General features: G+C 64.4%; 24 protein-coding genes. 19 read left to right on the top strand and 5 right to left on the bottom strand.

Going from position 1 to position 20,609, the window contains the following annotated elements; genetic code table 11:
• Nucleotides 1-52: 52 nt before the first annotated feature.
• The 5 genes from lpxC (at nucleotide 53) to QKW60_RS03425 (ending at nucleotide 5,768) form a co-directional block, all read left to right on the top strand.
• Nucleotides 53-976, top strand: coding sequence for a UDP-3-O-acyl-N-acetylglucosamine deacetylase (gene lpxC, locus QKW60_RS03445; protein ID WP_282366444.1), 924 nt, complete (start codon nucleotides 53-55; stop codon nucleotides 974-976).
• A 126-nt stretch (nucleotides 977-1,102) separates the two neighbouring features.
• A complete protein-coding gene (locus tag QKW60_RS03440; protein ID WP_282366866.1) occupies nucleotides 1,103-1,942 on the top strand; it encodes an outer membrane protein assembly factor BamD in 840 nt (279 codons plus the stop codon).
• A gap of 39 nt (nucleotides 1,943-1,981) precedes the next feature.
• Nucleotides 1,982-3,628, top strand: a complete 1,647-nt coding sequence (recN, locus tag QKW60_RS03435; protein WP_282366442.1) for a DNA repair protein RecN — start codon at nucleotides 1,982-1,984, stop codon at nucleotides 3,626-3,628.
• Between the two features lie 216 nt (nucleotides 3,629-3,844).
• On the top strand, nucleotides 3,845-5,182 hold the full coding sequence (proS, locus tag QKW60_RS03430; RefSeq protein ID WP_282366440.1) for a proline--tRNA ligase: 1,338 nt from the start codon (nucleotides 3,845-3,847) through the stop codon (nucleotides 5,180-5,182).
• 94 nt (nucleotides 5,183-5,276) lie between these two features.
• Nucleotides 5,277-5,768 (top strand): DUF2937 family protein, encoded by a 492-nt coding sequence (locus tag QKW60_RS03425; RefSeq protein WP_282366438.1) that lies wholly within the window; start codon nucleotides 5,277-5,279, stop codon nucleotides 5,766-5,768.
• 14 nt (nucleotides 5,769-5,782) lie between these two features.
• Here QKW60_RS03425 and QKW60_RS03420 read toward each other — a convergent pair whose 3' ends face one another.
• Complete coding sequence (locus tag QKW60_RS03420; protein ID WP_282366435.1) at nucleotides 5,783-6,610, bottom strand: MBL fold metallo-hydrolase; 828 nt, start codon at nucleotides 6,608-6,610, stop codon at nucleotides 5,783-5,785.
• Between the two features lie 121 nt (nucleotides 6,611-6,731).
• Between QKW60_RS03420 and QKW60_RS03415 the strand changes: the two genes are divergently transcribed.
• The 4 genes from QKW60_RS03415 to QKW60_RS03400 all read left to right on the top strand — a co-directional run bounded on the left by QKW60_RS03415 (nucleotide 6,732) and on the right by QKW60_RS03400 (nucleotide 9,944).
• A complete protein-coding gene (locus tag QKW60_RS03415; RefSeq protein ID WP_282366865.1) occupies nucleotides 6,732-8,045 on the top strand; it encodes an ABC transporter permease in 1,314 nt (437 codons plus the stop codon).
• Nucleotides 8,038-8,715 (top strand): ABC transporter ATP-binding protein, encoded by a 678-nt coding sequence (locus tag QKW60_RS03410; protein WP_282366433.1) that lies wholly within the window; start codon nucleotides 8,038-8,040, stop codon nucleotides 8,713-8,715. Before QKW60_RS03415 ends, QKW60_RS03410 begins: the two co-directional genes overlap by 8 nt.
• A gap of 132 nt (nucleotides 8,716-8,847) precedes the next feature.
• Nucleotides 8,848-9,309 (top strand): hypothetical protein, encoded by a 462-nt coding sequence (locus QKW60_RS03405; RefSeq protein ID WP_282366431.1) that lies wholly within the window; start codon nucleotides 8,848-8,850, stop codon nucleotides 9,307-9,309.
• A complete protein-coding gene (locus QKW60_RS03400; RefSeq protein ID WP_282366429.1) occupies nucleotides 9,294-9,944 on the top strand; it encodes a hypothetical protein in 651 nt (216 codons plus the stop codon). The genes QKW60_RS03405 and QKW60_RS03400 overlap by 16 nt, the downstream gene beginning before the upstream one ends.
• 36 nt (nucleotides 9,945-9,980) lie before the next feature.
• Here the strand turns inward: QKW60_RS03400 and QKW60_RS03395 are convergent, their stop codons facing one another.
• Nucleotides 9,981-10,844: a helix-turn-helix domain-containing protein gene (locus QKW60_RS03395; protein WP_282366427.1), complete on the bottom strand. Its 864-nt coding sequence runs from the start codon at nucleotides 10,842-10,844 to the stop codon at nucleotides 9,981-9,983.
• A gap of 99 nt (nucleotides 10,845-10,943) precedes the next feature.
• Here QKW60_RS03395 and QKW60_RS03390 point away from each other — a divergent pair, with 99 nt between their 5' ends.
• Genes QKW60_RS03390 through QKW60_RS03380 form a run of 3 tightly spaced genes read left to right on the top strand, consistent with a single transcriptional unit; the run spans nucleotide 10,944 to nucleotide 12,979 of the window.
• A complete protein-coding gene (locus QKW60_RS03390; protein WP_282366425.1) occupies nucleotides 10,944-11,159 on the top strand; it encodes a DUF2061 domain-containing protein in 216 nt (71 codons plus the stop codon).
• The gene (locus QKW60_RS03385; protein WP_282366423.1) at nucleotides 11,152-12,048 is read left to right on the top strand and encodes a fatty acid desaturase; all 897 of its coding nucleotides are present in this window, start codon (nucleotides 11,152-11,154) and stop codon (nucleotides 12,046-12,048) included. Before QKW60_RS03390 ends, QKW60_RS03385 begins: the two co-directional genes overlap by 8 nt.
• Nucleotides 12,049-12,085: 37 nt before the next feature.
• Entirely contained in the window at nucleotides 12,086-12,979 is an 894-nt protein-coding gene (locus QKW60_RS03380; protein WP_282366421.1) for a DMT family transporter, read from the top strand.
• A 4-nt stretch (nucleotides 12,980-12,983) separates the two neighbouring features.
• Here QKW60_RS03380 and QKW60_RS03375 read toward each other — a convergent pair whose 3' ends face one another.
• Complete coding sequence (locus tag QKW60_RS03375) at nucleotides 12,984-13,670, bottom strand: NUDIX hydrolase (RefSeq protein ID WP_282366419.1); 687 nt, start codon at nucleotides 13,668-13,670, stop codon at nucleotides 12,984-12,986.
• Complete coding sequence (locus tag QKW60_RS03370; RefSeq protein WP_282366417.1) at nucleotides 13,663-14,061, bottom strand: DUF983 domain-containing protein; 399 nt, start codon at nucleotides 14,059-14,061, stop codon at nucleotides 13,663-13,665. The genes QKW60_RS03375 and QKW60_RS03370 overlap by 8 nt, the downstream gene beginning before the upstream one ends.
• A gap of 175 nt (nucleotides 14,062-14,236) precedes the next feature.
• On the opposite strand from QKW60_RS03370, the gene QKW60_RS03365 reads away from it, so the two are divergent.
• The 4 genes from QKW60_RS03365 to QKW60_RS03350 all read left to right on the top strand — a co-directional run bounded on the left by QKW60_RS03365 (nucleotide 14,237) and on the right by QKW60_RS03350 (nucleotide 16,347).
• Complete coding sequence (locus tag QKW60_RS03365; protein WP_282366415.1) at nucleotides 14,237-14,845, top strand: EF-hand domain-containing protein; 609 nt, start codon at nucleotides 14,237-14,239, stop codon at nucleotides 14,843-14,845.
• A gap of 95 nt (nucleotides 14,846-14,940) precedes the next feature.
• Nucleotides 14,941-15,525, top strand: a complete 585-nt coding sequence (locus tag QKW60_RS03360) for an RNA polymerase sigma factor (protein ID WP_282366413.1) — start codon at nucleotides 14,941-14,943, stop codon at nucleotides 15,523-15,525.
• On the top strand, nucleotides 15,518-15,874 hold the full coding sequence (locus QKW60_RS03355; protein WP_282366411.1) for a hypothetical protein: 357 nt from the start codon (nucleotides 15,518-15,520) through the stop codon (nucleotides 15,872-15,874). Before QKW60_RS03360 ends, QKW60_RS03355 begins: the two co-directional genes overlap by 8 nt.
• A gap of 2 nt (nucleotides 15,875-15,876) precedes the next feature.
• Complete coding sequence (locus QKW60_RS03350; RefSeq protein WP_282366409.1) at nucleotides 15,877-16,347, top strand: periplasmic heavy metal sensor; 471 nt, start codon at nucleotides 15,877-15,879, stop codon at nucleotides 16,345-16,347.
• A gap of 6 nt (nucleotides 16,348-16,353) precedes the next feature.
• Here QKW60_RS03350 and QKW60_RS03345 read toward each other — a convergent pair whose 3' ends face one another.
• Nucleotides 16,354-17,775 (bottom strand): diguanylate cyclase domain-containing protein, encoded by a 1,422-nt coding sequence (locus tag QKW60_RS03345; protein ID WP_282366407.1) that lies wholly within the window; start codon nucleotides 17,773-17,775, stop codon nucleotides 16,354-16,356.
• A 45-nt stretch (nucleotides 17,776-17,820) separates the two neighbouring features.
• Between QKW60_RS03345 and QKW60_RS03340 the strand changes: the two genes are divergently transcribed.
• The 3 genes from QKW60_RS03340 to QKW60_RS03330 all read left to right on the top strand — a co-directional run bounded on the left by QKW60_RS03340 (nucleotide 17,821) and on the right by QKW60_RS03330 (nucleotide 20,550).
• Nucleotides 17,821-18,117: a DUF3572 domain-containing protein gene (locus tag QKW60_RS03340; RefSeq protein ID WP_282366405.1), complete on the top strand. Its 297-nt coding sequence runs from the start codon at nucleotides 17,821-17,823 to the stop codon at nucleotides 18,115-18,117.
• Nucleotides 18,118-18,186: 69 nt separating this feature from the next.
• Nucleotides 18,187-18,897 carry an HAD family hydrolase gene (locus tag QKW60_RS03335; RefSeq protein WP_282366403.1) on the top strand — a complete coding sequence of 237 codons (711 nt, stop codon included), beginning with the start codon at nucleotides 18,187-18,189 and terminating at the stop codon, nucleotides 18,895-18,897.
• A gap of 99 nt (nucleotides 18,898-18,996) precedes the next feature.
• The gene (locus QKW60_RS03330; protein ID WP_282366402.1) at nucleotides 18,997-20,550 is read left to right on the top strand and encodes a trimethylamine methyltransferase family protein; all 1,554 of its coding nucleotides are present in this window, start codon (nucleotides 18,997-18,999) and stop codon (nucleotides 20,548-20,550) included.
• Nucleotides 20,551-20,609: the final 59 nt, after the last annotated feature.

Here is a 20,609-nt window from a genome sequence, read left to right as displayed (position 1 = left end):
GATTACCTCCACGCTATCAAAAGGCCGAACCATGGCCAAGTCGGGGTAAACCGTGCAAACGACGATACGATCCGCAGTGACCTTCAACGGCGTCGGCCTTCATTCCGGGCTGCGGGCGCGGATGACGATTCACCCGGCTTCGGCCGAATACGGCATCTGGTTTCGCCGCACGGACGTGATCGGCCGCGACGCGATGGTTCAGGCGCATTGGGCCTCGGTCAGCAACGCAACTTTGTGCACGGTTGTCTCTAACGCCGCCGGAACATCGGTCTCCACGATCGAGCATATCATGGCCGCGCTCGCGGGCTGCGGCGTCCACAATGCGCTGATCGAAATCGACGGGCCGGAAGTGCCGATCCTCGACGGATCTTCGGCGCCCTTCGCGTCGGGCATCATGGCGCGCGGCATCCGTGTTTTGGATGCACCATTGCGCTGCTTCGAGGTCCTGAAGCCGGTCGAGGTGCGCCATGGCGAGGCAGTCGCCCGGCTGGAACCGGCACGGGCGCTTGAAATCGAATTTGCCATCGACTTCGAGGATGCCGCGATCGGGCATCAGCAGAAGCATCTTCAGATGGGCAACGGCACCTTCCTGCGCGAACTCAGCGACTGCCGCACCTTCTGCCGTCAGGCAGATGTGGAGACGATGCGGGCGAACGGGCTGGCGCTTGGCGGCAACCCGGGTGAGAACGCGGTCGTGTTCGATGGCGACCGGGTGGTCAGCCCCGGCGGCCTGCGCCGCACGGATGAGCCTGTGCGCCACAAGATGCTGGACGCGCTCGGTGACCTCGCTCTTGCCGGTGCGCCGCTCCTTGGCCGCTATACCGGTATCCGCGCGGGTCACGCGATGACCAACCGCCTGTTGCGGGCGCTCTTTGCCGACCCTTCGGCCTATCGCATCGTCGATTGCGACGAAGCGACGCGCCGCAGCCTGCCCGGCTCGGGCGTCAACCGCGCCGATATTCCTGCGGTTGCCTGAGCCCCTCCCACGCGCTAAACGCGTTTTGCGCCCCGGATTTTTCTGTGCTAGACGAAGGCGGATACCGGGTTCGGATGCGGTCTGTCCAGGGCCGGGAATGTAATGCAGAAACGGGGTAGGCGGGCAATGGTTCGGGGCAGTAAAGCGGCAAAGCTTGTCGGTGGCCTCGTGCTGACCGCGTTTCTTGCGGGCTGTGGCGGTGGCAACCGCGAGGTCGATCTGGAACAGCTCGATGCGGCGGCGATCTACAGGCTTGGTGAACGGCAACTGGAAAACAGCCGCAAGAGCGAAGAGGCGGTCAAGTATTTTTCGGAGGTCGAACGGCTCTACCCTTATTCGGAATGGGCCAAGCGGGCGCTGATCATGCAGGCCTTCGCCTATCACAAGCACCGCGAATACGAGGAAAGCCGCGCCGCCGCGCAGCGCTATATCGACACATATCCCGCCGATGAGGACGCGGCTTATGCCAAGTATCTGCTGGCGCTTTCCTACTACGACCAGATTGATGAGGTCGGCCGTGATCAAGGCCTGACCTTCCAAGCGCTGCAGGCCTTGCGTGCGGTGATCGAGGAATATCCCGACAGCGACTATGCCCGCTCGTCGATCCTGAAATTCGATCTGGCTTTCGACCATCTCGCCGCGAAAGAGATGGAAATCGGGCGCTATTACCTGAAACGCAAGCATTACACCGCCGCGATCAACCGCTTCCGCGTCGTGGTGGAGAACTTCCAGACCACGACCCATGTACCCGAGGCCCTGCACCGTCTGGTGGAGGCCTATCTGTCGCTCGGCCTGACCGATGAGGCGCAGACGGCGGGCGCGATCCTTGGCCATAACTTCCAGTCCACCGACTGGTACGAGGACAGCTATGCGCTGCTGACCGGCCACGGTCTGAAGCCCGAGGCGAAGGGCGACAGCTGGCTGGCCAAGGTCTATCGTCAGGTGATCAAGGGCGAGTGGCTTTGATGGGGGCGGTGGGGTAAAACCCCACCCTACGGGGCGGATATGCTGCGCTCGCTCGAAATACGCGACATGCTGATCATCGACCGGCTGGACCTTGAGTTCCGGCCGGGCCTGAATGTGCTGACCGGCGAGACCGGGGCGGGCAAGTCGATCCTTCTTGATTGCCTCGGCTTCGTTCTGGGCTGGCGGGGCCGGGCGGAACTGGTGCGCGCGGGTGCAGATCAGGGCGAGGTGACGGCGGCCTTTGATCTGCCAGCAGGCCATGCGGCGCGCGCCGTGCTGGCCGAGGCCGGCTTGGAGGCAGGGGACGAACTGATCCTGCGCCGGGTTAATTCTGCCGATGGCCGAAAGACCGCCTGGGTCAATGACCGCCGGTCGTCGGGCGAGGTCTTGCGGGCGCTGTCGGAGACTTTGATCGAGCTTCACGGTCAGCATGACGACCGGGGGCTCCTGAACCCGCGCGGCCATCGCCAGTTGCTCGACGCCTTCGCCGGGGTCGATCCCGTGCCCTTGCGGCGGGCATGGGCCGCGCGTGCCGAGGCGCGTAAGGCGCTGGCGGCGGCAGAGGCGTCTTTGGCCGAGATGCGCGCCGAGGAGGAGTTTTTGCGCCATGCCGTGGCGGAACTGGACAAGCTCGACCCGCAGCCGGGCGAGGAGGCGGACCTCGACGCCCGCCGCCGCCTGATGCAGGCCGGTCAACGCATCCGCGAGGATATTGCCCGCGCCGCGCAGGTGCTTGGCCCGGATGGAGCGGAGGGGCTGATGGCCGATGCTGCACGTTGGCTCGACGGGACGGCGGACAAGGCCGAGGGCGCGCTCGATGAACCGATCGCGGCACTTGGCCGGGCGATCACCGAGCTCGGCGAGGCGGCGCAGGGCGTGGAGACCTGCCTTGAGCGGTTGAACTTCGATCCGCGCGAGATGGAGGCGGTCGAGGAACGCCTCTTCGCGATCCGTGCGCTGGCGCGCAAACATGGCGTTCTGGCCGACGATCTTGGCGGTTTTGCCGAGGGCTTGCGCGACCGGCTCGCCGCGCTTGATGGCGGTGCGGAGAATATCCGGGCGCTATCAAATGCGGTTGAGGCGGCCGATGCCGCCTATGACGCGGCAGCCTCAGCCATGTCCGCCCAGAGATGGGAGGCCGCGGGCCGTCTTGACGCTGCGATTGCCGCCGAACTGGCGCCGCTGAAGATGGAACGCGCGCATTTCGCGACCTCCTTCACCGAGGCTGAGCCAGGACCCGAAGGCGTGGACCAGGTCGAGTTCACCGTGGCCACCAACCCGGGCGCGCCTGCGGGGCCCCTGAACCGCATCGCCTCGGGCGGCGAACTTTCGCGCTTTCTCCTGGCGTTGAAGGTGGTGCTGGCGCGGGGCGGCGAGGCGCTGACGATGATCTTCGACGAGATCGACCGGGGCGTCGGCGGGGCAACGGCGGATGCCGTGGGCCGCAGGCTCGCCCGGCTGGCCGAGACCGCGCAGATCCTCGTTGTCACTCATTCGCCGCAGGTTGCGGCACGAGGCGCGCATCACTGGCGGGTGGAAAAGCAGGTCGTGGCCGAGGTGACAACATCCACCGTCCTGCCGCTCGCGCCCGGGGCGCGGGTGGACGAACTCGCACGTATGCTCTCGGGCGAAAACGTCACCGAGGCGGCGCGCGATGCCGCACGGGCGCTGCTGGCAGCCCCTTAGACCCCAAACCGGCAGCCGCTTCACTTTCTGTCCGGAAATACTCTCGGGGGTTTGGGGGCTGACAGCCCCCAACTGTCCGCGCGCTTGCCGCGCGGACGCACCAAAGATGTGACGCCGAAGGCGTCTCCGCCGGATCAGGCCAACCGGCCCGCTTGCCTGAACCCGGTCTTTGGCATAAGCGGTGGGCAACCCGAATTTCAAGGATCCGAGACCGAGATGCGCCTTTCCCGCTATTTCCTGCCCGTCCTCAAGGAAAACCCCGCCGAGGCGCAGATCGTCAGCCACCGCTATATGCTGCGCGCCGGCATGATCAAGCAGCAGGCCGCCGGGATTTATTCCTGGCTGCCGATGGGCTTCAAGGTGCTGAAGCGGATCGAAGAGATCGTGCATCAGGAGCAGATCCGCGCGGGCCATATCCCGATGCTGATGCCGACCCTGCAGCCCGCCGATCTCTGGCGCGAAAGCGGGCGCTATGACGATTACGGCGAGGAGATGCTGCGTATCACCGACCGCCACAAGCGCGACATGCTCTACGGCCCCACGAACGAGGAGATGATCACCGACATCTTCCGCGCCCATGTCGGGTCCTACAAGGACCTGCCGATGACGCTCTACCACGTCCAGTGGAAGTTCCGGGACGAGATCCGCCCGCGTTTCGGCGTGATGCGCGGCCGCGAGTTCTACATGAAGGACGGCTACAATTTCGACCTGACGAAGGAGGACGCGCTGCACGCGTATAACCGCCATCTGGTCAGTTACCTGCGCACCTATGAGCGCATGGGTCTTCAGGCCATCCCGATGCGGGCGGACAGCGGGCCCATTGGCGGCGACGATACGCATGAATTCCTCGTCCTCGCCTCGACCGGTGAAAGCGAGGTCTTCTATGACAGCGAAATCACCGATCTGAAATTCGGCGACCGCGATATCGACTATGACGATCATGCGGCCTGCCGCGCGGTCTTGGAGGAGTTCACCTCGCGCTATGCCCGCACTGATGAGACCCATGACGAGGCGGTCTTCAACCAGATCCCCGAGGCGCGCCGCCGGGTCGCGCGTGGGATCGAGGTTGGCCAGATCTTCTATTTCGGCACCAAGTATTCCGAACCGATGGGGGCGACCGTCGTTAACGACAAGGGCGAACGCGTGCCGGTCCATATGGGCTCACACGGGATCGGCGTATCGCGACTCGTCGGCGCGATCATTGAGGCCAGCCACGATGACAAGGGCATCATCTGGCCCGAGGGCGTGACGCCGTTCCATTGCGGGATCGTCAACCTCAAGCAGGGCGATGCCGCGACCGATGGGGCTTGCGCCGAGATCTATGCTGCGCTGGTCAAGGCCGGGCTGGAGCCGCTCTACGACGACCGCGACGAACGCGCGGGCGCAAAATTCGCGACTATGGATCTGATCGGCCTGCCGTGGCGCATCACCGTCGGTCCGCGCGGGCTGGCTGCGGGCAAGGTGGAACTGACATCGCGCCGCACGGGTGACAGCGAAGAGATGACGCCCGAGGCCGCCGTCGCACGCATCAAGGCGATCTACGAGGGCATCTGAAACCGCCACCACGGCCCTGTTGCGGAACTTCTTGCGGCAAGGCGGGCAACCGGGGCAGAGTAGGGCCCGGGATGGTGACGGAAAGGGTCAAATCGTGCTGAAGGTTATGAGCCTCGCGGGTGGGCTGGCCGGGGCGGCCGGTTTGTCGCAATTTCCCGAGTTTTCGCAGCAATATCTGCAACGTCTGGCCGGGCAGGTCGATGCGCTGACCGAGGTCACGACGGAGTTTGATGCCTCGGCCACCAAGGCCGGGCTGAGCCGCGAGGAGGCTTTGGCCTCGATGAGCGGGACCGAATTCCTCGGCTACCGGCAGGAGGATATGCGCCGCGCCTTCACCCGGCTCGACCGGTTGTCATCCGACCTCGCGCTTCTGCGCGAGGCCGGGCCGTATGAGCGGATATTGCTGCCGCACCGGTTCACGGATACCGCACTTTTGCAGGCGACCTGGACCGATTTCGAACCGGCCATGCCGGTGACGACGGCGGGCCTGTCGACCGCAGGCGCGGGTTTTGTCGGCGGTTGGGCGGCGATCGGCGGGCTTTTGTCGCTGATCTTCGCACCGTTCCGGCGGCGCGCGCGGTACTGACCGGGCAGACCGGCTCAGTTTACGAGCCCCGCATTGGTCAGGTACTCGGCCATGCCTTGGATGTTCATCGGCCGCCAGTCCTCGTACTGGCTCCAGCCCATGTAGTCGTCCATGGTTAGTTCGGCAGTGATCTCTTCGACCGATTTACCGTCCTTCAGCCCCGTGAGCACGCCCGCGCGCAGGGTTTCGATATATTCGCGGTTGGGGGCAACCTCATCATGTGTGCCGACCCGGCCATGACCGGGGGCAAAGGTTTCGAAATTGAGGCTTTCGACCTTGGCGACCTGTCCTATCCAGTCGTCGATATTGGCGCCGCCGAACGTCTGGTAGGGCAGCCTTTCGGGCGAGGCGACATCGACGATGAAGCCGACATTCTCGGGACGAACAACGATGGCGATCATGTCCTCGCCATGGCCGGGGCCGAGATAGGTGAGTTCGAAGGTCTTGCCGCCGAGGTCGAATGTGTGGGTGTCAGCGAAGCGTTCGGTCGGTGTCACGCCGTCGATCTCGGCGGGGGCGTTGTCATGGGCGATGATGGTGGTGGCGCCGAGCGCTGCACCACCCGAGGCATGGTCGCCATGCGAGTGGGAATAGATCAGATGCGTGACCGGCTGGTCGGTGATCTGGCTCAGGTTCTCGGTCAGCCAGCCCGAGGCCTCGGCATTGATCGGATCGACCACAACGGTGCCTTCGGATGTCGGCACCACGAGCGCGTAGTGGAAGTTGTTCTGGAACCGGTAGACATCGCCGGTGACATTCTCGAACGCGCGGGTCGCGTCCTGCGCCATGGCCGAGGTGGTCAGGGCAAGCGCTGCGGCGAGCGAGAGGGTGATGCGTTTCATGTCGTTCTCCTCTGTTATCGTGCCATGATGCCCGCTCTGGCCCCACGCAACGATCACGTTCGGGTGAGTGTGGACCGGCCTGGCAGGACCCCGCGCCTTGACCCGCGCCCGCTTTCGGCGCATGTCTCCCGCCCAAAGAGGACAGGAGCAGAGCGTGGCCACAGCGCCGTTTTCCCGTTTTGAGATCATGATCGCCTGGCGCTATCTGCGCGCCCGCCGCGCCGAGGGGGGCGTGAGCGTCATGACGTGGATTTCGCTCGTCGGCATCGCGCTGGGCGTGATGGCCCTTGTCGCGACGCTGGCCGTGCGCGCGGGGTTCCGGGCAGAGTTCGTCGATACGATCCTTGGCGCGAATGCCCATGTCTCGGTCAGCCGGGCGACATGGGTGGATGAGGATGGTGTGGCCAGCCGGGCGATCCCCGAGGCCGGGAACCTTGCCGCCGCAATCCGCGAGATCCCCGGCGTGACCCGCGCCGCGCCGATCATCCGCGGACAGGCGATGGTGACGGCGGGGGACCGGTCGAACGTGGCCGAGATCTATGGCATCACGCTCGACGATCTGAAGGCGATCCCGCGCATTGCCAGTTCGGAAGAGGCGATGGGCGATATCGGGCGCTTCGATGAGGGGATGGCGGTTGGCCTTGGCATCGCCCGCGATCTGGGGCTTGCCGTCGGCGACCGGGTGAAGGTGATCCAGCCCAACGGCAACAAGACCGCCTTCGGCACCAGCCCGCGCGTCAATGCCTATGAGGTCGTCTATATCTTCAGCGCAGGCCGCTGGGATATCGACCGCACCCGCATCTACCTGCCCTATGCCGAGGCTGAACCCTTCTTCAACCGCGAACGCGGCGCCGATGAGATCGAGGTTTTCGTCACCGATCCCGAGGCGATCGAAGGCTATGCTCCGGCGCTTTATCAGACGGGCGGCGATGGCACGCTTCTGTGGACCTGGAAGGATGCGTCGAGCGCCTTCCTGAACGCGCTTTCCATCGAGGATGACGTGATGTTCGTGATCCTCGCGCTGATCGTGCTGATCGCGGCTTTGAACATCACTTCGGGCCTTGTGATGCTGGTCAAGAACAAGGGCCGCGATATCGGGATTTTGCGCACGATGGGCCTGACCGAAGGCTCGATCCTGCGGGTCTTCTTCCTCTGCGGCGCCTTTGTCGGTGTGATCGGGACCATCGCCGGGGTGATCCTTGGCTGCCTTCTGGCGCTCAACATCGACGGCATTATGTCGGCGATCAACTATGCGACCGGGGGCGGCGCATGGGACCCGTCGGTGCGCGGTATCTACCGGCTGCCCGCCGACCTGCGCGGCTGGGACATCTTCCGCGCCGTGACGCTGTCGCTCGTTCTCTCGTTCGTCGTCACCATCTTCCCCGCCCGCCGTGCGGCACGGATGAACCCGGTGGAGGCCCTGCGTTATGAGTGAGACGGTGCTGGAGCTGAAGGGCGTCGCCAAGACCTATCTCAGGGGCCTGCCGGGCGAAGTGCGGGTGCTGTCCGATCTGGACCTGACGGTCGCGCGGGGTGAGGTCGTGGCCTTGGTCGCGCCCTCTGGCGCGGGGAAGTCGACTCTGCTGCATATTGCGGGGCTACTGGATACCGCGGACACGGGCACGGTCGCCATCGGCGGCAAGGTGATGACCGGGCTTTCCGACCGGGCGCGGACCGCGGCGCGGCGGCAGGATGTAGGCTTCATCTACCAGTTCCACCACCTGCTGCCCGAATTCAGTGCCGAGGAGAATATCGTCCTGCCGCAGCTTGCCAATGGCTTGGCACGGGCCGGGGCCGATGCGCGGGCGCGCGACCTTCTGGCGCGGGTCGGCGTCGGCCACCGCGCGGATCACCGCCCGGCGGAGCTTTCGGGCGGCGAGCAGCAGCGCGTGGCCTTCTGCCGGGCGCTCGCCAACCGGCCGAAACTGCTTCTGGCCGATGAGCCGACGGGAAATCTCGATCCGGGCACGGCCGATCAGGTCTTTGATGCGCTGATGGAGCTTGTCCGGGAGACCGGCCTCTCGGCGCTGATCGCGACGCATAACATGGAGCTTGCCGAGCGCATGGACCGCGTGGTCCGGCTTGAGGCCGGGCATCTGCGCTAATCAGAGGCCCAGCGTACAGCCATGCAACCTGCACCAAGCATTTGGCTGCGCCTTCCCTTGTCGTGATGCCTTGCTATAGTGGCCGGGTGGCAGGGCGGCGAGGAGACGTTGCACAGGTCAGTCAGATTCCCGGTGTTGTTGGCGAGCCTCTGGTTCGCCTGCCTTGTTCCAGCCCTGGCAGATGGGTCGCTGGACGGACGGGTCTTCACCGGGCTGATCGGACCTGCCGAAAATCCTGATCTTGCCGACAGCCTGTATTTCAGCGACGGGCATTTCTGGTCCGACATCTGTACACGCTGCGGTTTTGTCCCGGGGCTATACTCGGCGCATGAGGTTGATGGCGGGATACGCTTCACAGGTGTTCTTGAAAGCGACAGCCGGGGGCGCTTTGAATATGACGGTTTTGTCGACGAGGCCGGACAAATCGAGGTGGTAATCCGTTGGGAGCGAAAGCGCTGGTACTGGACCTCTCGCCGCGACATCGCCTTTCGGGGGGCTGATGCAAGTACTGGCTCGCCGGCGACGCTGACGCAGATTCTGTTGAAGATGGACGGTATGAACCCGGAAGAAAACGCGCTGTGCGCCCGGTTCTGAAGCGCCTTTGGGCGGCAAGGCGTGCCATTGGTCTCTATGTCGGTCTTCTTGCTCTTGGCTGGATCGCAGGAAAGGTTCTGCTGGGTGTCGCCATCCCTGAAATGCGCCCGATGAACGAACCGCTGATCCATCGCATCATGATGTGGGCGCTTTTCTTGTTTGTCTTGGCCGCGGCGGTCCCCTTCGTTCCGGGTGCCGAGATCGGCTTGACCTTGCTTTTCGTTTTCGGTGGGCAGGCGTCCCCCATCGTTTACACCGGCATGGTCGGAGCGCTGCTTCTGTCCTACGGCATCGCCAGGTTCGTTCCGCTGCATGTTCTGTCGCGGCTGGCGGGCTGGCTGAGGCTGAAACGGGCCGCCGACTTTATTGTGGAACTTTCTGGTATCTCTCCGCAGGACCGTCCGGATTTTGTGTCAGGAAAGATCTCCGGGCGGTTCGGCAAAGGATTGATGCGCAACAGATATGTGGTTCTCGCGATCTTGCTGAACATGCCCGGAAATTCTGCCTTAGGCGGGGGAGGGGGCCTTGCCTTCTTTGCCGGAATATCTGGGTGCTACCGGTTCTGGCCCTATCTGATTTCGGTGCTGGTGGCGGTGGCGCCTGTGCCCTTGTTATTCCTACTTTTCGGGAAGTGAAGTGCTCCTTGCCAGTCGTGCGGTAACCGACCGGGGTCAGATGGCTGTCTCGCGTTCCAACCGGTTGAGCAGAAACGGAAAGTCGCGCGCGCCGAGTTCCGCTTCGCGCACCAGCCAGTCGAAATGCGCCGAAAAGCTCGTCACGCGGGCGCTGTCGCGGAAGGCGATGTAGTGGCGGCCGAGATAGAGGACGGCGAGGAGCGGGCCGAAGATCGTGACCGGTGAGGAAAAGACCCGCCGCGCGTCGAAGACATAGATGCGCAAGGCCGGGTAAAGCGTGCCGTAAAGCTGGCGCAGCCGCTCGATCTGCTCGGCGCGGATGTGGGCGGGCAGGCCACGGTAATAGCCCTCGGCGCGGGCAAAGGCCTCCAGTTCGTGCAGCGGCAGCGCAATTTCATAATCCGAGCCCGACCGCGCCATGAGGTTCAGCCGGTCCTCCGACGCGCCGATGGCCTGTTCGGCGGTGCGGCCCAGTTGCGGCTCGTATTCCCAGCGCAGCATGTCGCGGGTCTTCAGCATGTCGGGCAGGGTGGCCGGGACATGACGGATCTTGTAGCCCGCCGCCTCCTGATGCCAGCCGAAGATGGTTTCGTCGATCAGCGCGCGGGGCGCTTCGGTCATGGTCATCGAGGTGGCGAGGAGATCGGCCAGCCGTTCAGGCCGTTCGGTCAGGCCCAAAAGCCAGTCGGCCGAAACGTCAAGCGCGGTGGCGCATTCGGCCACGACCTGCGCGTTCGGCAGCCGGGCGCCCTGACCGGTCAGAAGCTGGGATATGGTGGAGCGGTCCACGCCCACCAGGCGGGCGAGGCTGCTTTGGTTTTCGCCCTTTTCGGCCAGAGCCTGCACGAGACGGTCACGAAACAGGCCGGCGCGGTCGCGTTTGTCGATATTTTTGCGCATGATGTTAATTAAATCACAAATGATGAGAATTGTTAATCATATTCGGAATTCGCAATTTCCCGGTCTTCGCTTAGCTGGTCTGAGGAGAAAGGGATGTGAATGGATACGCGTAAACGGACATTTCTGAAGGCAATTCTGTGGAACCTGCTCGGCCTCGCCTCAATGGCGCTTGTCGGCTTCTTGATGACCGGTTCGGTGGCGCTTGGCGGGGGAATGGCCGTTGCCAACACGCTGATCGGCCTCACCTGTTACATCGTCTACGAGCGCGTCTGGTCCCGTATCTCCTGGGGACGCATCGGGGGCGGGCATGTCTGAGAACCGTCCCGCAATTGAATGGCCGACGCTGGCGCTGCTCGCCGCATGTTACCTCGCCTGTGCGCTTGCGACCACGGTTCTTGCCGCGCTCTGGCTGCCCTTCGGCATCGCGGTCCTTATCCTGTCGGTGACGCTACATTCCTCGCTTCAGCATGAGGTGCTGCACGGCCATCCGTTCCGCAAGAAGGCGCTGAATGAGGCGCTGGTCTTTCTGCCCATCGGGCTTTTCTACCCCTACGGCCGGTTCCGCGATCTGCACCTTGAGCATCACCGCGACGAGCGGCTGACCGATCCCTATGACGATCCGGAATCGAACTACCTCGACCCGGTGGTCTGGGCAGGTCTGCCGCGCTGGCGGCAACGCCTTTTGCGGGCGAACAACACGCTTCTAGGGCGGATGCTGATCGGCCCGGCTTTGTCGGTTCACGCGCTCTATTCCGGCGATGCCCGCGCGATCCTTGACGGAGATCGCGCGATCGCCCGCGACTGGGCCTTGCACGTGGCCGGGCTGATCCTTGTCGGGCTCTGGATCGCCGCTGCCGAGATGCCGGTACTTGCCTATGTCGCCTCGGCCTATGCCGGCATGTCTATATTGAAGATCCGCACCTTCCTTGAACACCGCGCCCATGATCTGGCGCGGGGCCGGTCGGTCATCGTCGAGGGGCGGGGTGTGCTGTCCTTCCTGTTCCTCAACAACAACCTGCATACCGTGCACCATGCAAAGCCCGGTGTTGCCTGGTACAGGCTGCCTGCGCTTTATGCCGAGCGGCGTGAGGAGTTCCTGCGCCGGAACGAGGGGTATCTGTACCGATCCTATGGCGAGATCTTCCGCCAGTATTTCCTGAAGGCAAAGGATCCGGTGCCGCATCCGTTGCGCCCGGGGAACTGATCTTTCCTCTGCCCTTCCGGCGTGACAGAAGGGGCGCATGAGCCTCTGGGTCATCTTCACTCTGGCCGCTGCCGCCATGCAGACCGTGCGTTTCATGCTGCAAAAGCAGTTGAAGGGCGCGGGTTTGTCGACCGGCGGGGCGACGTTTTCACGGTTTCTGTTCGCAGCACCGATTGCCCTGACGCTGGCCGTACTGGTCCTGCGGGCGACGGGGGACCCTTTACCCGCGATCAGCCCGCGTTTTCTGGCATTCGTGGCCCTTGGCGGCATTGCCCAGATCGTCGCGACCTTTCTCACCGTCGCGCTGTTCTCGCTAAGGAACTTCGCGGTGGGTGTTGCGTTCACCAAGACCGAGACGGTGCAGGTCGCGCTGTTTTCCGCCGTGATCCTTGGCGAGGCGGTGAGCCCAGCGGGATGGCTGGCCATCGGGATCGGCTTTGCCGGTGTGATCATTCTGTCGCGCGGGCTGGAGCCCGGTGCAAAGCTGGTCGGGCGACCCGTTCTTTTCGGCCTTCTGGCTGGAGGGCTTTTTGGCCTTTCGGCCATCGGCTATCGCGGCGCGACGCTGGAGCTTTTGCCCCTGCCGTTCTTCACCCGGGCGCTGGTGGCGCTTGCCGCCGCGACGCTATTGCAAACGGTCCTGATGTCGGCATGGCTGGTATGGCGCGAGCCGGGGGAACTGGCCCGTGTCCTCACCCGCTGGCGCAGGACGGTTCTGGTCGGGATAACCGGAATGCTAGGTTCCCTCGGCTGGTTCGCGGCCTTCGCGTTGCAGAATGCGGCCTATGTGAGGGCGCTTGGGCAGGCCGAGATCGTCTTTACCATGATCGCCTCGGTTCTGGTCTTTCGCGAACGGCTGCTGACGCGCGAGATGGCGGGGATCGCGCTGGTCGTGCTCTCAGTCCTGATGATTGTCCTCAGCTTCGCCTGAGACGTCACTGCAGTCTGCGAAACCGGGGAACAGGTCCGGAATTGTCGAAGAAGGGGACGCTGTCAGGTGGCCCATTGTGGTCCAGGAGGGCCGACACCTCGCCCAGAACGACCTCGGTGATGAAGGGCAGGTTCAGCCGCCGCGCTTCGGTCAGAGGCACCCAGTGCAGATGTGACAGTTCATCTGAAGCGCGCGAGAAATCATCGGGATCGCCCGCGACATGGGTCGCGTCGGCAAGGAAGAACCGCGCATCGAAGCGGCGCGGGCGGCCGGGCGGCGTGATCGCGCGAAAGACGAAGGTTAACGGGGCGGCGGCGGGGATGTATCCCGATCCGGCAAAGTCCTGCCAGTCGTCGGGCACCGCGCCGGGCCAGACACCGTTCTGCCCGAGGATCAGGCCGGTTTCCTCCCAAAGCTCGCGGATCGCCCCTGCAGCCAGCGCGCCTGCCAGCCCCGGGGTGGCGTCGAGCCCGAGCCGCGCGGTGCAGACCGGCCCGATCGGCGCGGCCAGCGGGATATCGGCATCCCCCCGGTCCACCGCACCGCCGGGAAAGACATATTTGTTCGGCATGAAGACCGCGCCCGCGCCACGCTGCCCCATGAGGATCGAGGGACCGGTTTCGCCGTCGCGGCGCACCAGAAGCACCGTCGAGGCATCGCGGATCGGGGTCGCCTCGCCGGTGTCAGCCATTGGAATCCGTGCCGAAGCCATGCATGCGCTTGGCCCATTGGATCGCGACCAGAATCCCCTTCATCCGCGGCAGGAGAAAGAGCGACAGCGCAATGCAGCCGATGGCGAAAACCGCAGACAGAACAAGCGGATCGGGGCGGAACTTGACAAAGGCCCACATGATCATCGGTGCCATCAGGTGGCCGACGATCAGGATCGTCATATAGGCGGGCCCGTCATCAGCGCGCTGGTGGTGCAGGTCCTCGCCACAGGCAGAGCAGCGGTCATTGACCTTCAGATATCCGTGCAGCAACCGCCCCTCGCCGCAATTCGGGCAGCGCAGGCGCCAGCCGCGCCACATGGCGGGGCGTACGGGGCGGTCATCCTCGGGGAGGGCAAGCGTATCGGTCATGGGCGTCTCCTGTTGCCTGTCCTGTAGCATTTCGGACCGCGAAAGCGAAGGCAGATGCGGGCCGGGTGAAAAAATGTCGCGGATATTGCGGTGGGCGGCGACGGAATTCGGGGCCGTGCCCGTTTTACGATTAGACGGCGACGGACACCGCCGGGATTAACCGAAAGGACACGACATGGCTTCCAAGACATCATATGCGCTCGTCGCACTTTTCTCCGGCGCGGCGCTTCTCGCGGTGCCGGCCATCGTATCGGCCCATGATCGCGGCGGAATGCGCGGCGGCATGATGGGCGGCGGTATGATGATGCCGGGAATGATGGGGGGTGGCTTCGACTTTGCCGAGTTCGACGCCGATGGTGACGGCAAGATCACGAAGGAAGAACTGGACGCACACCGCAAGGCGGCGGTCGAGGGTCTCGACGGCGACAAGGACGGGATGATCTCGAAGGACGAGGCGACCGCCTTCATGACAGCAAAGATGCAGGAGCATGTGACCACGATGGTCGACCGGCAGTTCGCCATGCGCGATCTGGACGGCGACGGCAAGATCAGTGCGGTCGAGATGCTGGCCCCGCCAGCACATGACCGCATGTTCGACCGGGCCGATGCAGATGGCGACGGCGCGGTGAGCGCGGAAGAGGCCGAGGCGATGCAGGCCAGGATGTCCGAGATGCGCGAAGGCCGCCAGTCGATGCGCGGCAAGGGCCACGGAAAGGGTCATGGTCACGGCATGGGGCAAGGCATGGGCCAGTGGTTCGGCTGGGACGACGAGGACGCCGAGTGAGCGTTGCGAAAGTGACGGACGGGACGGTGCTTGTGCGCCGTCCCGGAAAAGGTGAATTTGCGGGCCGTGCCTGAACGCTATAGGTCTTGGGAACGATGGCCATGGCCTTTGACGCCGAGGATGACAGATCGGATGAAGCGCTTCTGGCGCTTTACGGCCGCGGCGATGCCGGGGCCGCACGGGTGCTGACGCTTCGGTTGACCCCGCTGGCGTTTCGCGTGGCCGCGCGGATGCTGGGCGACAGGGCCGAGGCCGAGGATGTGGCGCAGGAGGCGATGCTAAGGCTCTGGAGTCAGGCGCCGGACTGGCAGGCCGGGCAGGCGAGGATCACGACCTGGCTCTACCGCGTCGCGGTCAACCTTGCCACAGACCGCCTGAGAAAACGGCGCGGCCTGCCCCTGGACGAGGCGCCGGAACCGGTGGAGACGACGCCCGGCGCGGTCGGCAGGATGATCGAGGCTGAGCGGGCGGCGGCGTTGGATGCCGCGCTGATGACCCTGCCGGAACGCCAGCGCGAAGCGGTGATCCTGCGCCATCTCGAAGGGCTGTCGAACCCCGAGATCGCCGAGATCATGGGCGTGGGCGTTGAGGCGGTCGAAAGCCTGACGGCAAGAGGAAAACGTGGTTTGACGGCGGCTTTGGCAGGGCGGCGCGCAGAACTGGGGTATGACGATGACTGATCGCAAGCATGATGATGACGGGCTGGAAGGTTTCTTCTCGGCTGCGCGTGCGTATCCGCCAGAACCTTCGGAGGCGCTGATGGCAAGAGTGCTGGCCGATGCACAAGCCGCACGGCCGGAGCCTGCGCCTGTGCGTGGGCCGGGTCTGCTGTCGCGGATCGGCGATCTGCTTGGCGGATGGCAGGGGCTGGGCGGGCTGGCCACGGCGACTGTCGCGGGGCTCTGGTTCGGCTATGCGGGGCTCGCCGATCCCGATCTGCTGACGGGCGGGCTGGTCGCGACTGGTGACGTTGTCGACCTGCTGCCGGAGGCCGAATTGTTCGCGCTGGCGACAGAGTTGGAGGAATGAGCATGGCAGAGCCGACCGAAAAAGCGAAAGGCACGGGGCGGGGGCTGAAGATCACCCTCATCCTGTCGCTTGCCTTCAACCTCTTCATTGTCGCGGTGGTTGCCGGCGCAGCGCTGAAACATCACCGCTGGCGGCCTCATGGTGATATCGGCGCGGGGATTTTCACAGAAGTTCTGACACGGGAGGATCGGCGGGCGCTGCGCGATGCCTTCATGGCGGCGGAACCCGGTTATCGAGATCACCGCGCCCAGACGCGCGAGGACATGGCCCGGCTGGCCGAGGGTTTGCGGGCTGAGCCGTGGGACCCGTCTGCCGTAGATGCGCTAATCGCCGAGCATTCCGCGCGGATGACGGAGCGCTTCGACCTTGGGCGACGGCTGATCAGTGACCGTATCGCGGCGATGAGTGCGGCGGAACGCGGGGCCCTTGCCGACCGGATTGATGCCGAGCTGCAGCGCCGCAAGCGGCGGTAAGAGCGGTCACGCGGCGCTGAGCCCGACCGTGACCTGATTGCGCCCCTCGGCCTTCGCGCCGAGAAGGGCGCGGTCGGCCAGGCCGATCAGGTCCTCGACAGTGCCGCCGGGGCGGCCGGGGCCAAGGGCGAGGCCGATCGACATCGTGATCGGAATGGCTCCGGCGCCACCGGGCAGCGGAACCGGGCGTTCGCCGATCACCCGGCGCAGGCGTTCGGCGGTGGCCTGCGCGGCTTCGGGCGTCGTGTCGGGCAGGGCGACGAGAAACTCCTCGCCGCCAATCCGCGCAAGGAGGTCGACGGCGCGGAGATTGGAGCGCAGCCGTCCGGCGATCTCGACCAGCACCGCATCACCGGCGGGATGGCCGTAGGTGTCGTTCACCGATTTGAAGCGGTCGAGGTCCAGCACCATGACCGCGAATTGACGCCCGGCCCCTGCCGCGCGGTCCGCGATGCGCGCCAGATGCGGCAGGGCATAGCGCCGGTTGTGCAGCCCGGTCAGCGGATCGGTCATCGCCAGCCGCAACCCGTCAGCGAGCGAAGTCCGGAGCCGGTCGGATTGCCGTTTGCGAACGATCTGGGTCTTGACACGCAACGCCATTTCCTCGGGGTCAGCCGATGCTTCGATCAGGTCGGAAGCGCCAAGGTCCAAGGCCATCGCGGCGGCCTCGCGTGCTTCGGCGGGCAGGATTACACAGACAGACGAATAGCGGGTGGAGGCACGCGAGCGCAGTTCTGACAAGAGCCGCAACCCCTCCCCCGGACGGTCGAGGTCTGCTGAGATAAGGTACACATCGGGGACCGGCCCGTTCAGGCGCGGCGCCAGCGCCGTTTCGCGGTCCAGCACAACGAAGCTGTCATCGAGAAAGGCCGAAAGTTCGCGTTTCAGGGGTAGCGCGATTTCGGGGCGGTCCGCAACGACACCGATGAGCGCCCGCCCGGCAAAGGTCTGCGCCGGTTCGGAGAAGCCCAGTTCACGATAGGTGCTGTCGCGCAGCCCGAGTTGCTGCGCGGTTTCGCGCGCCCTGAGCAGGCTACGCATACGGGCAAGCAAGACGGTTTCGTCGAGGGGTTTCCAGAACACATCCTCGGCCCCGGCGCGCAAGGCTTCCATCTTTCGGTTCATGTCGCGAAAGGCCGTGACCATCACGACGGGAATGTCGCTGGTGGCGGGATCGTTCTTAAGACTCTCGCAAACGGCGATTCCGTCAAGATCGGGCAGTTCCACGTCGAGAAGGATGAGGTCGGGCCGGACCTTGCGTGCGATATCCAGTGCCTCTTTTCCGCCAGATGCTTGAATCGTATCGTAAAATGCCGCCGCCAGCTTGACCTTGAGGACAATGCGGTTCGTCGCGACATCATCAACGATCAGGACCTTACCAGCCACGAGACGCTCCATCGTGTTTACTTCGTCATCCGGTGCCCTCATCATTTGTTTGCAATGGTTAAGAAAAACTTTCGAGTGGGGCAGGACGTGGGAAATAAGTCGGACAGCAGGCGGGATATCGCCGACACGATCGCACTGCGTGCGCTAAGCTGGCTTGTCGGCAATGAAGACCTTCTTCCGGTCTTCCTCGGTGCCAGCGGAACGGCGCCCGATGACCTTCGTAACCGCGCCTCCGACCCGGTCTTCCTGTCCTCGGTGCTGGATTTCATCCTGATGGACGATGCCTGGGTGGTGGCCTTTTGCGACGCCGAGGAGCTGGCCTATACCGAACCGATGGCTGCGCGTCAGGCCCTGCCGGGCGGTGCCGAGACGCACTGGACCTGAAACACGCCGTTGCCTTCGGTGCCTGTCCTGGTGCAGTGTCTGGCTTCATTTCGGATCGGAACGATACCCATGGCTGAGATACGAGGACTTGTCTTCGACAAGGACGGAACCCTGTTCGATTTCAACGCGACCTGGAGCAACTGGGCCCGCGTGATGCTGACCGAACTTGCCGGGGGATCGGAGGCGCTTGCCGGGGTGCTTGGCCGCGCTGTGGGCTTCGATCTCGATACAGGCGTCTTTGCGCCGGACAGCCCGGTGATAGCGGGGACCCCAGCCGAGATTTCCACCTATCTTCTGGAGCATCTGCCGGGGGCCGACCGCGCGGTGCTGGTCGCGCGGATGAATGCCGTCTCGGCCACGACCGAGCAGGTGGCCGCAGTGCCGCTGGAGGACCTCTTCGAACGCCTTACGGCGCGCGGTCTTCGCATTGGACTTGCAACGAACGATGCCGAGGAACCGGCGACCGCGCATCTGGCAAGCGCGGGGGTCGGTCGGTTCTTTCACTTCGTTTCCGGTTTTGACAGCGGATACGGGGCCAAGCCCGATCCCGGCCCGCTACTGGCGTTCGCGCGGGCGCAGGGGCTGGTTCCGGATGAGGTCGTAATGGTCGGCGACAGCCGCCACGACCTGATTGCCGGTCGCGAGGCTGGGATGCGGACGGTTGCCGTTCTGACTGGTGTGGCCGGGAAGGAGGAACTTGCCCCCCTTGCCGATGCTGTGCTTCCCGATATCGGTCATCTGCCGGACTGGATCGACCGACAAGCGATGGCCGAGACCTGAAGGCGGCGGTGTAAAAACGACGCCCGATGTCGCGGAGCGATGCGATTCCCGTTGCCGCCGATCCGATTGTGATCGGTAACGACAGTTGGGGACGCGACCATGACAAGCGAAATCAGGCGTAAGCGGGCAGGTGGCCGGGCAGGCCATGCCGAACGGGCCGGGGTCAAGGCCGTAGACCAGATGCCGTGGCGCATTCCGGTCAACCCTGACCGCCCGATCGAGCCGATGGGCCCGGAGGGGGTTCAGGCCATCCACAAAGGCGCGATGCGCATCCTGAGCGAGATCGGCATCCGGTTTCTGAACGACGAGGCGCTGGAGCTTTTCAAGAAGGCTGGCTGCAAGGTCGATGGCGATACCGTCCGTATGGACGAAGATTTCGTGATGGAGATGGTGGGCCGCGCACCCGCCGAATTCACCGTTACTCCGCGGAACCCGGAGCGCAGGCTGCCCTTCGGCGGCAAGCATATCCTGTTTGGTAACGTATCTTCCCCTCCGAACTACTGGGATCTGGAGCGCGGCAAGGTCACGGGGTTCATGGAGGGCTTCCGCGACTTCATAAAGCTGACGCAGTATTTCAACTGCATCCACTTCGCGGGCGGCTATCCGGTGGAGCCGGTGGACGTTCATGCCTCGGTCCGCCATCTCGACTGTCTTTATGAAAAGCTGACGCTGACCGACAAGGTCTGCCATGCCTATGCCTTGGGTAAGGAACGCGTCGAGGACGGGATGGAGATGGTGCGCATCGCGGGTGGGCTTTCGCAGGAGGCATTCCGCGCCGCCCCGCATATGTATACCAACATCAACTCCGTCTCGCCGCTGAAACACGATTTCCCGATGATCGACGGGGCGCTGAGGCTTGTGCGGAACGGGCAGGCGGTGATCGTGACACCCTTCACGCTGGCGGGGGCCATGGCGCCGGTGACGATGTCGGGCGCAGTGACCCTGTCAATCGCCGAGGCCCTGGCCGCGATCGCGCTTCTGCAATACGTCGCTCCAGGGGCCGCTGTGGGGATCGGCACTTTCACGTCAAACGTCGACATGAAATCGGGCGCGCCTGCCTTCGGTACGCCGGAATACATGCGAGCCACGCAGATGACCGGCCAGATGGCGCGGTTCTACAAGTTGCCGCTGCGCTCGTCGGGCGTTTGCGCGGCCAACGTGCCGGACGGTCAGGCGATGTGGGAGACTTGCAACTCGCTTTGGGCGGCGATGCAGTCGGGCACCAACATGGTCTATCACGCGGCGGGCTGGCTGGAAGGCGGCCTGATCGCCTCGCCTGAGAAGTTCGTGATGGACTGCGAGGTGTTGCAGATGATGCAGCGCTATATGGAGCCCGAGGTCTGGGCGACGGGGCCGGACGAGATCGCCATTGACACCATCGCCGAGGTCGGGGCCGAGGGTCATTATTTCGGCTGTCAGCACACGCAGGACCGCTACACGACTGCCTTTTACCAGCCAATCGCGTCGGACTGGCGTAACTATGAGGCTTGGCAACTCGATGGCGCTGTCTGGACGGCTGAGCGCGCCCATCGCATCTTCAAGTCGATCATCGCGGAGTTCGAGGCGCCGCCGATGGATGCGGGCGCGCAGGAGGAACTGAAAGCGTTCGTCGACCGTCGCAAATCCGAGGGCGGCGCACCGACTGACTACTGATCCGGCCACGTGATGTGCGCGGGCCGGACCCGCGCACTGGGTTTTTTCGCCAATTCTTA

Origin of the sequence: Albidovulum aestuarii, assembly GCF_029961185.1 — a bacterium.
Lineage (GTDB): Bacteria > Pseudomonadota > Alphaproteobacteria > Rhodobacterales > Rhodobacteraceae > Albidovulum > Albidovulum aestuarii.
This window is presented reverse-complemented; position numbering and strand designations above follow the sequence as displayed.

Bases quoted from the DNA above. Each gene is read 5' to 3' on its own strand.
- QKW60_RS03440 (WP_282366866.1), top strand. From the start codon at position 1,103: ATGGTTCGGGGCAGTAAAGCGGCAAAGCTTGTCGGTGGCCTCGTGCTG.
- recN (WP_282366442.1), top strand. From the start codon at position 1,982: ATGCTGCGCTCGCTCGAAATACGCGACATGCTGATCATCGACCGGCTG.
- proS (WP_282366440.1), top strand. From the start codon at position 3,845: ATGCGCCTTTCCCGCTATTTCCTGCCCGTCCTCAAGGAAAACCCCGCC.
- QKW60_RS03420 (WP_282366435.1), bottom strand. From the start codon at position 6,610: ATGAAACGCATCACCCTCTCGCTCGCCGCAGCGCTTGCCCTGACCACC.
- QKW60_RS03415 (WP_282366865.1), top strand. From the start codon at position 6,732: ATGTCTCCCGCCCAAAGAGGACAGGAGCAGAGCGTGGCCACAGCGCCG.
- QKW60_RS03410 (WP_282366433.1), top strand. From the start codon at position 8,038: ATGAGTGAGACGGTGCTGGAGCTGAAGGGCGTCGCCAAGACCTATCTC.
- QKW60_RS03395 (WP_282366427.1), bottom strand. From the start codon at position 10,844: ATGCGCAAAAATATCGACAAACGCGACCGCGCCGGCCTGTTTCGTGAC.
- QKW60_RS03390 (WP_282366425.1), top strand. From the start codon at position 10,944: ATGGATACGCGTAAACGGACATTTCTGAAGGCAATTCTGTGGAACCTG.
- QKW60_RS03385 (WP_282366423.1), top strand. From the start codon at position 11,152: ATGTCTGAGAACCGTCCCGCAATTGAATGGCCGACGCTGGCGCTGCTC.
- QKW60_RS03380 (WP_282366421.1), top strand. From the start codon at position 12,086: ATGAGCCTCTGGGTCATCTTCACTCTGGCCGCTGCCGCCATGCAGACC.
- QKW60_RS03375 (WP_282366419.1), bottom strand. From the start codon at position 13,670: ATGGCTGACACCGGCGAGGCGACCCCGATCCGCGATGCCTCGACGGTG.
- QKW60_RS03370 (WP_282366417.1), bottom strand. From the start codon at position 14,061: ATGACCGATACGCTTGCCCTCCCCGAGGATGACCGCCCCGTACGCCCC.
- QKW60_RS03365 (WP_282366415.1), top strand. From the start codon at position 14,237: ATGGCTTCCAAGACATCATATGCGCTCGTCGCACTTTTCTCCGGCGCG.
- QKW60_RS03360 (WP_282366413.1), top strand. From the start codon at position 14,941: ATGGCCATGGCCTTTGACGCCGAGGATGACAGATCGGATGAAGCGCTT.
- QKW60_RS03355 (WP_282366411.1), top strand. From the start codon at position 15,518: ATGACTGATCGCAAGCATGATGATGACGGGCTGGAAGGTTTCTTCTCG.
- QKW60_RS03350 (WP_282366409.1), top strand. From the start codon at position 15,877: ATGGCAGAGCCGACCGAAAAAGCGAAAGGCACGGGGCGGGGGCTGAAG.
- QKW60_RS03345 (WP_282366407.1), bottom strand. From the start codon at position 17,775: ATGAGGGCACCGGATGACGAAGTAAACACGATGGAGCGTCTCGTGGCT.
- QKW60_RS03335 (WP_282366403.1), top strand. From the start codon at position 18,187: ATGGCTGAGATACGAGGACTTGTCTTCGACAAGGACGGAACCCTGTTC.
- QKW60_RS03330 (WP_282366402.1), top strand. From the start codon at position 18,997: ATGACAAGCGAAATCAGGCGTAAGCGGGCAGGTGGCCGGGCAGGCCAT.